Here is a 12,419-nt window from a genome sequence, read left to right as displayed (position 1 = left end):
CGGCGCCGACGGCCGCCCGGATCCGGCTCAGTACCCGCGGTACTGCTGGTTGTTGTACGGGTCGTGGTAGGGAGCCGGGACGGGCCGCGGCGCCGCGGGGCGCATCGCCTCGTACCCCGCGCCGGGAGCGGCCGGACGCGGCGGCTGCGGCTGGGGTCCGGGGTAACCGCGCGGTGCGCCGGCCTGCTGCGGGATGTAGGGCGCGTGGGCCTGCTGGAACGGGGCGGGCTGCGGCGCCTGCGGATAGCCGTACGCGGGCTGGGACGGGGCCGCCGGGAGGGCGGGCAACGCCGAGGGGAGTGCGGGCAGATGACTGGCCGGCACGTCGTACGCGGCGGGGACCCGGATCGGGGCGATCTGCGGGGTGCCCCGCTCGGCCACGAGCGAGTCGTAGATCGGGGTGTCCGGGAAGGAGGCGGAGTAGTAGCCGCCACCATAAGTGGAGCGGGGGGAGGTCATGGCACATAAGTTAAGCCCACGATGTGCTGGTTGGGGAGACCGATAAGAGGGTTGTTTTCCGTGTCCGCAGGGGCCGGGGATCACCAATGTGAGCGAAACCATGGAAAACGGGCGTACCGCCGGGCGGATTTCGCGCAAAGACCGAGTTCCGGAGGGGTTACCGGCGGTTGACCACCGATCTCGGCGTCCTCCTCGGCACACCGCCCCGTGGGCGTTCGCGCCCGCGGGCAATAGGTTGTGCGGACGACAACCCGATGGCTGCCGGGCGCGACCTGGCGCGGTGACCCGTTTATGGGGGCGGACATGTCAATGCCGAAAGGATCGAACACACCGGTGCCGGCCACGGCACTCAGGGTGGAACTGGGCTGGCGTTCCGGATCCGGCGTCCCCGACGCGGACGCCTCGGCCCTGTTGCTGGTCGGCGGCAAGGTGCGCTCCGACGGCGACTTCGTCTTCTACAACCAGCCCGTCCACTCCTCCGGCGCCGTCCGGCACCAGGGCAAGCGGGACGCCGGAGGCCGGGTCACCGACACCCTCCTCGTCGACCTCGCACGCGTGGAGCCCGCCATCGAGACGGTGATCCTCGCGGCCTCCTGCGACGGCGGCAGCTTCGGGCAGGTCCCCGACCTCTACATCGAGGTCAAGGAGGCAAACGGCACGGTGGCCGCCCGCTTCGACAGCACCGGCGCGACCACCGAGACGGCGTTCGTGCTCGGCGAGTTCTACCGCCGCCAGGGCGCGTGGAAGTTCCGCGCCGTAGGCCAGGGCTACAGCAGCGGCCTCGAGGGCCTGGCCACCGACTACGGCATCACGGTGGACGAGCCGCAGCACGCGGCCCCTGCCGCCGCCCCCGCGGTGAACGCGCCCCCGCCCCCGGCACCCCCGGTCACCGTGCGGCCGCCCGCGCCGCAGCCGCCCGCCGCACCCGCGCCGGTCCGGCTGACGAAGGTGACGCTCACCAAGGCCGCCCCCACGGTCTCGCTGACCAAACAGGGCGGAACCTCGGGCACCCTGCACGTGAACCTCAACTGGCAGGTGCGCAAACAGTTCTCCGGGTGGGCCGGCAAGCTGGGCCGCCCGGTCGCCATGCACTCCGACCTCGACCTCGACCTCTGCGCGCTGTACGAGCTCACCGACGGGAGCAAGGGAGTCGTCCAGGCCCTCGGCAACGCCTTCGGGGCGCTGCACCGGCCACCGTTCATCCACCTGGACGGCGACGACCGCACCGGGGCGGTCGCGACCGGCGAGAACCTCACCGTCAACCTCGACCACAAACACCTGTTCCGGCGCATCCTCGTCTTCGTCACCATCTACGAGGGCGCCCGCTCCTTCGCCGACCTGCACGCCACGGTCACCCTCCAGCCGCAGCACGGCGCCGCGATCGACTTCTCCCTCGACGAGTGCACCGTCCCCTCGACGGTCTGCGCGCTGGCCCTGATCACCAACTCCGGCGGCGGCGACCTCGTCGTCCAGCGCGAGGCCCGCTACCTGGTGCCCGAGCGGGGCATCAGCCCGCAGCGCACCGTCGACCACGCCTACGGGTGGGGCATGAACTGGACACCGGGCCGCAAGTGACCCCCACCGTACGGTGTTCAGCCCTCGTCGGGCACGGCGTCCGGGCGGGTGTACGTGCGGCCCTTCCAGGCCGCACCGCGCCCCCGGTAGTGCTGCACGGCCGAGTCGACGGTCATCAGGAGGTACAGGAACGCGGTGAACGGCAGCAGCGGGGCGAGCCACAGCGGCTGCCGGTAGTACCGGAGCATCGGCACGTACGTGCCCGTCATCACCAGCCACGCCGGGGCACCGAGGGCCACGGCCGCCGCGTCGCCCGTCACCGCACCTGCGGCCACCGCCGACGGCGGCACCAGATACACCAGCGCGAGCCCGGCGACCGTACCGGCCAGCAGGACGGGACTGTGCCGCAGTTGCGCGTAGGCGCTGCGGGACACCATCCGCCACAGGTCGCGCAGACCGGGATACGGGCGCACGCTGTCCACCCGGTCCGCCAGCCCCAGCCAGACGCGCCCGCCGCCCCGCTTGACCGCACGCGCGAGCGCCACGTCGTCGATGACGGCGTGCCGGATGGCGTCCGGGATCCGCGCCCGCTCGGCGGTTTCCGCGCACAGCAGCACACAGCCGCCCGCCGCGGCCGCCGTCCGCGCCCCCTCCCTCGCGATCCGGCGGAACGGATACAGCTGGGCGAAGAAGTAGACGAAGGCCGGGACGACCAGCCGTTCCCACGGGCTCTCCGCCCGCAGCCGCGCCATCTGCGAGACGACGTCGAACCGCCCGCTGCGGGCCGCCGTCACCAGCCGGCGCAGACTGTCCGGGGCGTGCGCGATGTCGGCGTCCGTCAGCAGCAGGTACTCCGGGGCACGCGCACGCGCCAGGGCGATGCCGTGCCGCACCGCCCAGAGCTTGCCGGTCCATCCGGCGGGCGGATCACCGGGCGAGCCGACCGTCAGCGGCAGCCCGCCGTGCCGCCGGGCGAGCTCACGCGCCAGCTCTCCCGTGCCGTCCGTACTGCCGTCGTCGACCAGGAAGACCTCCGCCCGCCCGGGGTAGTCCTGGGCGAGCAGCGACGGCAGAATCGCGGGCAGCACCGCGGCCTCGTCCCGCGCGGGCACCACGACACACACCGACGGCCACCCCCGGGGCCACCGGTCGGGTCCGCGATCCGCCGGGAGCCTGACGTCCGTGCGCCAGAAGAAGCCCTGGCCGAGCAGCAGCCACAGCCAGGCGGCGAGTGATCCGGCGGCAGTCCACACGAGGGCGCTCACGGGCGCAGTCTGCCCCACCCGAGCGGCCGGACGCGGCCCATCGTCTATCGTGGCCGGGTGAAGATCGCGCTCATGGACTCCGGAATCGGTCTGCTCGCGGCCACCGCCGCGGTACGGCGTCTCCGCCCCGACGCCGATCTCGTCCTCTCCCTCGACCCCGACGGGATGCCGTGGGGACCCCGCACCCCCGAGGACCTCACCGAGCGCGCCCTGGCCGTCGCCGAGGCCGCAGCGGCGCACGCGCCCGACGCCCTGATCGTCGGCTGCAACACCGCGTCCGTGCATGCCCTGACCGCCCTGCGGGCCCGCCTGGAGCCGGACCTGCCGGTCGTCGGTACCGTCCCGGCGATCAAGCCGGCCGCGGCCGGCGGCGGACCACTGGCGATCTGGGCCACCCCTGCCACCACCGGCAGCCCCTACCAGCGTGACCTGATCCGCGAGTTCGCCGGCGGCGTCGACGTCACCGAGGTGCCGTGCCGGGGACTCGCCGAGGCCGTGGAGCGCGCCGACGAGACCGCGATCGACACCGCCGTCGCGGCGGCGGCCGAACTCACCCCCCAGGACGTGACGACCGTCGTCCTGGGCTGCACCCACTACGAACTGGTCGCCGAGCGCATCCGGGCCGCCGTCCGGCGCCCCGGCCGCCCGCCCGTCGCCCTGCACGGTTCCGCGGGAGCGGTGGCCGCCCAGGCGCTGCGCCGCATCGGCGAGCAGCCCGCCCCCGACGCACCGGCCGCCGGCACGCTCACGGTGCTCCTGAGCGGACGCGAGGGCGCCCTGCCCACCACCGCGCTCACCTACGCGGAGGGCCGCCTGCTCCAGGGGGTCACCCCCGCCGTCCGTCCGGCCGGCTGAGCGCGGGCCGCAAGCCGCGGCGCCGGCGCGGGCCCCGGTCCGCAGCACGCCCGGCCGGCCCAGTGACGCTCCGCGAGGCGGTCCCCGCGCAGCGGAACCTGAGTAACCTCAAAGCATGAGGGACCACCGCCACGGCGAGCACGCCCCGCATCCCGATGTCTGGACCGGCCGTGCGACCAACCGCGCGCAGTGGCTGCTGGCGCTGGTCGGCGCCGCCTGCATGGCCCTCGGTGTGGCGCTGGCTGTGGACTCGGCGTGGACGGACGGCATCGCGCCCCTGGTCATGGCCGTCGTCGGCTGCATCGCCGCCGGTCTTCTGGTCCTGTTCGGCACCCTCGCCTTCGTCCACGTCGCGCTGCGGGTCGACGAGGACCACCTCGAAGTGCGCTGCGGCCACATGGGTGTGCCGCGCCGCCGGATCCCGCTCTCGCAGGTCGCCCGGGCGGAGTTCGCCCCGCACGTCACCCCGCGTCACTGGGGCGGCTGGGGCTACCGGTGGCGGCCCGAGAAGGGCACGGCCGTCGTCGTACGCCGCGGTGAGGGCGTCGTGCTGCGTCTGTGGGACGGCCACACCTTCACCGTGACCGTGGACGACGCCGAGGCCGCGGTCCAGGTCATCCGCGACCGCCTGCGGCCGAACAGGACGGGCCCGGTCCACTGAACGGGCCGGCCGCACGGTGGAACAGCGCGGGAGCGGTCACCGCGCGCGGGCACGGGGACCGTGGCACCGTCCCGGGGTCACCTTTGGACCGGTCACGGTGGGAGCGGATCCTCACTGCGGGAGCCGCGCCTCACCCCCCTGGTCGGCGGCCCCCCGTGCGGGCGCCGGTGAGCCGCACGCGGGGCCGCCGGAGCGTCGGAGCGTCGGTGGAGCGGCGTGCCGTGGCCGGGTCCCCGACGGGCGCACGCCCACGGACACGGGGGTGAGGCCCCGGCGTCGTTCCCGGCCGCCGGGACCGCGACCGGCCGCACGCCTGAGACGCCCGCACATCGCAACGCCTGGTGTGCCGTGCGGTGAGTCTCGTACGGATGCCGCAGAGACGACGTGCTGTGAACCCGGTGCGACCCCGGCGGAACACGGCCGGCGCGCCACCGCCCCGACCCGGCCGGCTCGCGATCCGCTCAACCGTGCTGTCGCCCGCGACGACGCGCGCCGTAGACTCCCGGGGTGACCGTCACCGCAACCTCCGTCGGCGAGTCGGACCCCGTGCCGCCGCAGGCCGCGCCCGTGGCCCGCGGCGGGCTGCTCGGGCGCCGGGTGCGCCTCGTCCCTGCCGCCGCAGCCGTGCTCTCGGGCCTGCTCCTGTACGTCAGCTTCCCGCCGCGCACCCTGTGGTGGCTGGCCCTGCCGGCCTTCGCCGTCTTCGGATGGGTGCTGAAGGGCCGCGGCTGGAAGGCGGCGCTCGGGCTCGGCTACCTCTTCGGCCTCGGCTTCCTGCTGCCCCTGCTGGTGTGGACCGGCGTGGAGGTCGGCCCCGGGCCGTGGATCGCCCTGGCGGTGATCGAGGCGGTGTTCGTCGCGCTGGTCGGCGCGGGCGTGGCGGCCGTGTCGAGGCTGCCCGGGTGGCCGGTGTGGGCGGCCGCGCTGTGGATCGCCGGCGAGGCGGCACGCGCACGCGTGCCGTTCAACGGCTTTCCGTGGGGGAAGATCGCGTTCGGCCAGGCGGACGGCGTCTTCCTGCCGCTCGCGGCGTTGGGCGGCACCCCGGTGCTCGGCTTCGCCGTCGTGCTCTGCGGCTTCGGACTGTACGAACTCGTCCGTCTGGGCGTGGCGGCCCGGCGCACCGGCGCCGGCGTGCGTCGCGCCGCGGCGGCCGTGGGCGCCCTGAGCGTCGCCGTCCCCCTTGCGGCGGCCGTGGCCGCCCGGCCGCTGGTCAGCGACCGCGCCGAGGACGGCACCGTGACCGTCGCCGTCGTCCAGGGCAACGTGCCCCGGCTCGGCCTCGACTTCAACGCCCAGCGGCGGGCCGTCCTCGACTACCACGCGCGCGAGACACGGCGACTGGCGGCCGAGGTCGCGGCCGGGAAGGCCGACCGGCCCGACATCGTGCTGTGGCCGGAGAACTCCTCCGACATCGACCCCTTCGTCAACGAGGACGCGCGCACCGTCATCGACCGGGCGGCCAAGGCCATCGGCGCTCCCGTCTCGGTCGGCGGTGTGGTCGGCAAGGACGGGAAGCTGTTCAACGAGCAGATCCTGTGGGATCCGGAGAAGGGACCCGTCGACACCTACGACAAGCGGCAGACCCAGCCCTTCGGCGAGTACCTCCCGCTGCGCTCGCTCGTCGGGGCGATCAACGACGACTGGACGTCGATGGTCCGCCAGGACTTCAGCCGGGGGAGCGAGCCCGGCGTTTTCGCCATGAACGGCGCCAGGGTCGCCCTCGTCACCTGCTACGAGGCGGCCTTCGACTGGGCCGTGCGCGACACGGTCACCGACGACGCCCAGCTGATCTCCGTCCCGAGCAACAACGCCACCTTCGGCCGCAGCGAGATGACCTACCAGCAGCTCGCCATGTCCCGTGTCCGCGCCGTCGAGCACAGTCGCACCGTCACCGTCCCGGTGACCAGCGGGGTCAGCGCGATCATCATGCCGGACGGAAGGATCACGCAGAAGACCGGCATGTTCGTGGCCGACTCGCTGGTGCAGAAGGTGCCGCTGCGCTCCTCGCAGACGCCCGCCACCCGGCTCGGCGCCCTCCCGGAGGCGGCCCTGGTGCTGCTGGCCGCGGGCGGACTGGGCTGGGCCGCGGCGACCGGGGTGCGTCGGCGACGCGCCGGTGACCGGTAGCCGTACGCCCGACGCACACACCGCGGCGTGCTGGAGGCGCGGGCCGGGCCGTTAGGGTCGGCGCATGGCTACTCCCGACTTCATCCGCACCCTGCGCGCGTCCGCCGGTCATCAGCTGCTGTGGCTCCCCGGCGTCACCGCCCTGGTCTTCGACGGCGAGGGCCGAGTGCTGCTGAACCGCCGATCCGACACCCGCCGGTGGTCGGTCATCGGCGGCATTCCCGAGCCGGGGGAGCAGCCCGCGGCCTGTGCCGTGCGGGAGGTCGAGGAGGAGACCGCGGTGCGCTGCGAGGTCGAGCGGGTCGTCCTGGTCCAGGCGCTGGACCCGGTCACGTACGGCAACGGTGACATCTGTCAGTACATGGACATCACCTTCCGCTGCCGCGCCGTCGGTGGCGAGGCGCGGGTCAACGACGACGAGTCGCTGGAGGTCGGCTGGTTCGCGGTGGACGCGCTGCCGGAGCTCAACGAGTTCGCGCGCTTCCGGATCAAGCAGGCCACGTCGGACGCACCCACATGGTTCGACCCCATTGGAACTGGCTGAACTGTAGGGCCTCACCACATGGGTCGGAGGGGTCGCGCTGCCTAGGGTCGAACCATGACCGCGCCCCTCGCCCTCCCGGCCCCCCACGCCACCTCGCTCGACCTCGGTGGCCGCACCGCCCTCGTCACCGGCGCCGCCGGCGGCATCGGCCGCGCCTGCGCGCTGCGGCTGGCGGCCGCCGGGGCCGAGGTCAGAGCCCTCGACCGGGACGCCGCCGGCCTCGAGACGCTCGCCGAGGGCGCCCGGGACCTCACGGGCACCGTCCGGCCGCACGTCCTCGACCTCACCGATCTGGACGCCGCCGAGCGGGCCGCCGCCGGCGCGGACGTCCTGGTCAACAACGCCGGGCTGCAACTGGTCCGGCCCATCGAGGAGTTCCCGCCCGACGTCTTCCACACGGTGCTCACCGTCATGCTGGAGGCACCGTTCCGGCTCATCCGCGGCGCCCTGCCCCACATGTACCGCCAGGGCTGGGGCCGCATCGTCAATGTGTCCTCGGTCCATGGACTGCGGGCCTCGGCCTACAAGTCCGCCTATGTGGCCGCCAAACACGGTCTCGAGGGACTGTCCAAGACCGCCGCCCTCGAAGGCGCACCCCACGGTGTCACGTCCAACTGTGTGAACCCTGCCTATGTGCGCACCCCACTGGTCGAGAAGCAGATCGCCGACCAGGCCCGTGCCCACGACATCGGCGAGGACCGCATCCTGGCCGAGGTCCTGCTGAAGGACAGTGCACTGAAGCGGCTCATCGAGCCGGAGGAGGTCGCCGAGGCCGTGGCGTACCTGTGCGGCCCCCAGGCGTCCTTCGTGACCGGTACCTCCCTGGTCCTGGACGGCGGCTGGACCGCCCACTGAGCCACCCGTCACCGGCCCGAGCACGGTGCCCGGCGCACTTTCCACAGGCCTGACGGGGCGGCCGTGCGATGAGGAATCCTGTGAGCATGTCCCGCGACCACGTGCAGTCCGCCGAGCGCTCCGCCCCCGGTGCCGCAGCGCCGGACCGGTCACGCCCAAAGGCCGCCCCCGCCCCTCCCGTCGCCGAGACGCCGTTCCTGGACCTGCTGGCCCGCGGCGCCTCCGCCGAGGCCTACGAGCAGCCCGTGCTGCTCGCCCGTGCCGAGGGACTGCCGACCGGGCGGATCGCCGCGCTCGAGCAGGCCAAGCTGCTCGCCCTGCGCGTGCGCTCGGAACTGGAGGGCCGGCGCCGCCGGGAGGCCGAGCTGTCCGCGCTCTTCGAGACGGCGCACGATCTCGCCGGACTGCGCGACCTCGACGCCGTGCTCCAGGCGATCGTGCAGAGGGCCCGCTCGCTGCTCGGCACCGACGTCGCCTACCTCAGCCTCAACGACCCGGTGCGCGGCGACACCTACATGCGGGTCACCGAGGGCTCCGTCGCCGCCCGCTTCCAGCAACTGCGCCTCGGCATGGGGGAGGGCCTCGGCGGACTGGTCGCCCAGACCGCCCGCCCCTACGTCACGGACGACTACTTCAGGGACGACCGCTTCCAGCACACCCTCTCCATCGACGCGGGCGTGCGGGACGAGGGACTGGTCGCCATCGTCGGCGTCCCCCTGATGCTGGGGCACCACGTCATCGGCGTGCTGTTCGCCGCGGACCGCCGGGCCCGGGTCTTCGAGCGGGAGCAGATCGCGCTGCTCGGCTCCTTCGCCGCCCTCGCCGCGGCCGCCATCGACACCGCCAACCTGCTCGCCGAGACCCGCTCGGCCCTCGCCGGCCTGGAGCGCGCCAACGAGATCATCCGCGACCGCAGCGGGGTCATCGAACGCGCCTCCGACGTCCACGACCGGCTGGCCGAGCTCGTGCTGCGCGGCGGCGGGGTGCACGACGTGGCAGCCGCCGTCTCCGAGGTCCTGGACGGCACGGTCCAGTTCACCGAGGCCGCTGCCGCACCGGCACAGGCCCTGGAGACGTCCCGCGCGGAGGGCCACGCGGTGCGCCACGAGGACGACTGGATCGCCGCCGTCGCCGCCGGCGACGAACTCCTGGGGGCCCTCGTCCTGCGCGGCCACCCGGGTCTCGACCCCGTCGACCAGCGCACCCTGGAACGCGCGGCCATGGTCACCTCTTTGCTGCTGCTGGCCCGCCGCTCGGCCGCCGAGGCGGAACAGCGCGTGCGCGGCGAACTGCTCGACGACCTGCTGGACGCCCGCGACCGCGACCCGCGCCTGCTGAGCGAGCGCGCGGCCCGGCTGCGCGCCGACCTCGACGCCACCCACACCGTGCTCGCCGCCCGCCTGGAGACCGGGACCGCCGACGCCGAGCAGGAGGCCGACGCCCGCAGACGCCTCTGGGCCGCCGCCTCCCACCTCGCGGCGACCCGGCAGGGCCTCGCCGCCGCCCGCGCCGGCGGCACCGTCCTGCTGCTCCCCCTCGCGGCCGGGGACACCGCCACCGGACTCGCCCGCCGCACCGCCCGCCACCTCGGCACCGCCGTCCACGAACCGGTCACCGTGGGCGCCTCCGCACCGGTGCGGAACCTCACCGCCGGCCCCGACATCGTGGCCCCGGCCTACGCGGAGGCCCGACGCTGCCTCGACGCCCTGCGGCTGCTGGGCCGTGGCGGTGACGGCGCCGCCGCGGAGGACTTCGGCTTCCTCGGGCTGCTGCTGGCCGGGGAGCGGGACATCGCCGGCTTCGTCGACCGCACCATCGGGCAGGTCGTCTCCTACGACGAGCGGCGCGGCACCGAACTGCTGCGCACCCTCGACGCGTACTTCGCCTGCGGCATGAGCCCCGCCCGCACCAAGGACGAACTGCACGTCCACGTCAACACCGTCGCCCAGCGCCTGGACCGTGTCGGCCGCCTCCTCGGCGACGACTGGCAGACCCCGGCCCGCGCCCTGGAGATCCAGCTCGCCCTGCGTCTGCACCGGCTGTCGACCGGGCGTGCGTCCCGGAGATGAGTCCGGATTCCTCCCGGAGACCACGCGGTGGGCAGGAGGGGCCGTGACCCCGGGCCCGGTGACGGCGACCGCGCAGCGCGACGGCCCCCAGCCCCCGCCCGCACGGGCGCACGGGGGCCGGGGGCCCGGGTCGGGGCCGGAGGTCAGACGGTGTGTGCGTCCCGCGCGGCGCGGGTCCGCGCCGGTTCGTCGGTGTCGCCGGCCGGGGAGACCGCGGCCAGGTCCCGGTGGCGGGTCTCCTTGGCCGCCGCCAAGGCGACGACCGTCAGCAGACTCGCGGCGACGACGTACAGCGCGATGGGCGTCGAGGTGCCGTAGTCCGACAGCAGCGCGGTGGCGATCAGCGGCGCGGGTGCACCCGCGGCGACGGAGGCGAACTGGGCGCCGATGGAGGCGCCGGAGTAGCGCATCCGGGTGGCGAACATCTCGGAGAAGAACGCGGCCTGCGGGGCGTACATGGCGCCGTGCAGCACCAGACCGACGGTCACCGCGAGCAGCAGCCCGGCGAACCCGCCGGTGTCGATCAGCGCGAAGAAGGGGAACATCCACAGGCCCACCCCGGTCGCGCCGATCAGGTACACCGGCCGGCGGCCGATCCGGTCCGACAGCGCGCCCCAGGCCGGGATGACGGCGAAGTGCACGGCGGAGGCGATCAGCACCGCGTTGAGCGCGGTCTGCTTCGAGACGTCGGCGGCGGTCGTGGCGTAGACGAGGATGAACGCGGTGATCACGTAGTAGCTGATGTTCTCCGCCATGCGGGCCCCCATCGCGATCAGCACGTCGCGCCAGTGGTGCCGCAGCACGGCCACGAGCGGAAGCCGTTCGGCGGGGGCGTCCGCCTTGCGCGCCCGGGCCTGGGCGAGCGCCTGCTTGAACACCGGCGACTCGTCGACGGACAGCCGGATCCACAGGCCGACGATCACCAGAACCCCGGAGAGCAGGAACGGGATGCGCCAGCCCCAGCTGACGAAGGCCGCGTCCGACAGCAGGGCGGTCAGCAGCGACAGCACTCCGGTGGCGAGCAGCTGGCCCGCCGGAGCGCCGGTCTGCGGCCATGACGCCCAGAAGCCGCGCCGCCGTGCGTCCCCGTGCTCGGACACCAGCAGCACGGCGCCGCCCCACTCACCGCCCAGCGCGAAGCCCTGGACCAGCCGGAGCACGGTGAGCAGCACGGGTGCGGCGCTTCCGATGGTGGCGTGCGTGGGCAGCAGCCCGATCGCGAAGGTCGCCCCGCCCATCAGCAGCAGGCTGAGCACCAGCAGCTTCTTGCGCCCGAGGCGGTCCCCGTAGTGCCCGAAGACCAGCGCGCCCAGCGGCCGCGCGGCGAACCCGACCGCGTACGTGAGGAAGGACAGCAGGGTGCCCACGAGTGGGTCGGACCCGGGGAAGAACAGTTTGTTGAAGACGAGGGCGGCGGCGGAGCCGTAGAGGAAGAAGTCATACCACTCGATGGTGGTGCCGATGAGGGACGCGGCGACGATGCGCTTGAGGTTGTTCGGGGCTGGTGGAGCGGCTGCGGGCGACGACATCGGCACCACTTCCTGGGTGTGACGGGAACGTTTTGCGTGTCGCCACACCGTAGGAACGGGCAGGTCAGCGGCGTATGTGGTGGGACACCATAGTTCTGGCGCCGGGTGTGCGTGCATCCACCATGGGGAGGGTGTCGCGGTTCCCTCGGTGGCCCTAAGGAGGCCGTGAAGGACCCACGCCGGGTCTGCCGACGTGGGTCCGGGAGGGCAGGAAGCCGCTCAGGTCTGCCAGCTGTGCGGGGCGTGGAAGGGGTGGGGGCGCCAGGACGTGGTGCCGGGGGAGGAGGCCTCGGTGCCGGGGCCGGGCCGGGCCCTGCGGCTGAGGAGCAGGATCGTGAGGGCGGCGAGCTCCTCCTCGGTGGCCTGGCCCTTCTCGATACGGATGGGGGCAGTGGGGGTGAGCATGGGGTTCCTCCGTCACTTGAGGGGTTGCCGTGCCGTCACTGCGGGGGGTTGCCGTGCTTGCGGGAGGGCAGGTCGGCGTGCTTGGTCTGGAGCATGGCCAGGGACCTGATCAGCACCTCGCGGGTCTCGGCT

11 protein-coding genes are annotated in these 12,419 nt (G+C 73.9%); 7 read left to right on the top strand and 4 right to left on the bottom strand.

The features are described 5' to 3' along the window. Window positions 1–27: 27 nt before the first annotated feature. Window positions 28–459 carry a DUF6643 family protein gene (locus tag ACFYOV_RS22385; RefSeq protein WP_389090045.1) on the bottom strand — a complete coding sequence of 144 codons (432 nt, stop codon included), beginning with the start codon at window positions 457–459 and terminating at the stop codon, window positions 28–30. A gap of 309 nt (window positions 460–768) precedes the next feature. On the opposite strand from ACFYOV_RS22385, the gene ACFYOV_RS22380 reads away from it, so the two are divergent. Beyond that, on the top strand, window positions 769–2,034 hold the full coding sequence (locus ACFYOV_RS22380) for a TerD family protein (RefSeq protein WP_389090394.1): 1,266 nt from the start codon (window positions 769–771) through the stop codon (window positions 2,032–2,034). Window positions 2,035–2,051: 17 nt separating this feature from the next. Here the strand turns inward: ACFYOV_RS22380 and ACFYOV_RS22375 are convergent, their stop codons facing one another. Beyond that, entirely contained in the window at window positions 2,052–3,257 is a 1,206-nt protein-coding gene (locus ACFYOV_RS22375) for a glycosyltransferase (RefSeq protein WP_389090044.1), read from the bottom strand. A 39-nt stretch (window positions 3,258–3,296) separates the two neighbouring features. On the opposite strand from ACFYOV_RS22375, the gene ACFYOV_RS22370 reads away from it, so the two are divergent. The 6 genes from ACFYOV_RS22370 (at window position 3,297) to ACFYOV_RS22345 (ending at window position 10,353) form a co-directional block, all read left to right on the top strand. Beyond that, window positions 3,297–4,094 (top strand): glutamate racemase, encoded by a 798-nt coding sequence (locus ACFYOV_RS22370; protein WP_389090042.1) that lies wholly within the window; start codon window positions 3,297–3,299, stop codon window positions 4,092–4,094. 115 nt (window positions 4,095–4,209) lie between these two features. Further along, complete coding sequence (locus ACFYOV_RS22365) at window positions 4,210–4,755, top strand: hypothetical protein (protein WP_389090041.1); 546 nt, start codon at window positions 4,210–4,212, stop codon at window positions 4,753–4,755. 507 nt (window positions 4,756–5,262) lie between these two features. Then, the gene (gene lnt, locus ACFYOV_RS22360; protein ID WP_389090040.1) at window positions 5,263–6,885 is read left to right on the top strand and encodes an apolipoprotein N-acyltransferase; all 1,623 of its coding nucleotides are present in this window, start codon (window positions 5,263–5,265) and stop codon (window positions 6,883–6,885) included. Window positions 6,886–6,949: 64 nt separating this feature from the next. Further along, on the top strand, window positions 6,950–7,429 hold the full coding sequence (locus tag ACFYOV_RS22355) for an NUDIX domain-containing protein (protein ID WP_389090038.1): 480 nt from the start codon (window positions 6,950–6,952) through the stop codon (window positions 7,427–7,429). A gap of 54 nt (window positions 7,430–7,483) precedes the next feature. Next, window positions 7,484–8,284, top strand: coding sequence for a 3-hydroxybutyrate dehydrogenase (locus ACFYOV_RS22350; RefSeq protein ID WP_389090037.1), 801 nt, complete (start codon window positions 7,484–7,486; stop codon window positions 8,282–8,284). An 86-nt stretch (window positions 8,285–8,370) separates the two neighbouring features. Beyond that, window positions 8,371–10,353 (top strand): helix-turn-helix domain-containing protein, encoded by a 1,983-nt coding sequence (locus tag ACFYOV_RS22345; RefSeq protein ID WP_389090035.1) that lies wholly within the window; start codon window positions 8,371–8,373, stop codon window positions 10,351–10,353. A 143-nt stretch (window positions 10,354–10,496) separates the two neighbouring features. Here ACFYOV_RS22345 and ACFYOV_RS22340 read toward each other — a convergent pair whose 3' ends face one another. Both ACFYOV_RS22340 and ACFYOV_RS22335 read right to left on the bottom strand, forming a co-directional pair. Beyond that, on the bottom strand, window positions 10,497–11,882 hold the full coding sequence (locus ACFYOV_RS22340; protein WP_389090034.1) for an MFS transporter: 1,386 nt from the start codon (window positions 11,880–11,882) through the stop codon (window positions 10,497–10,499). A 219-nt stretch (window positions 11,883–12,101) separates the two neighbouring features. Beyond that, a complete protein-coding gene (locus ACFYOV_RS22335; RefSeq protein WP_389090032.1) occupies window positions 12,102–12,287 on the bottom strand; it encodes an acyl-CoA carboxylase subunit epsilon in 186 nt (61 codons plus the stop codon). Window positions 12,288–12,419: the final 132 nt, after the last annotated feature.

Origin of the sequence: Streptomyces sp. NPDC005931 (assembly GCF_042871235.1) — a bacterium.
Lineage (GTDB): Bacteria > Actinomycetota > Actinomycetes > Streptomycetales > Streptomycetaceae > Streptomyces.
The sequence above is the reverse complement of the archived record's forward strand: the minus strand, read 5'-3'. Positions and strand labels throughout refer to the sequence as shown.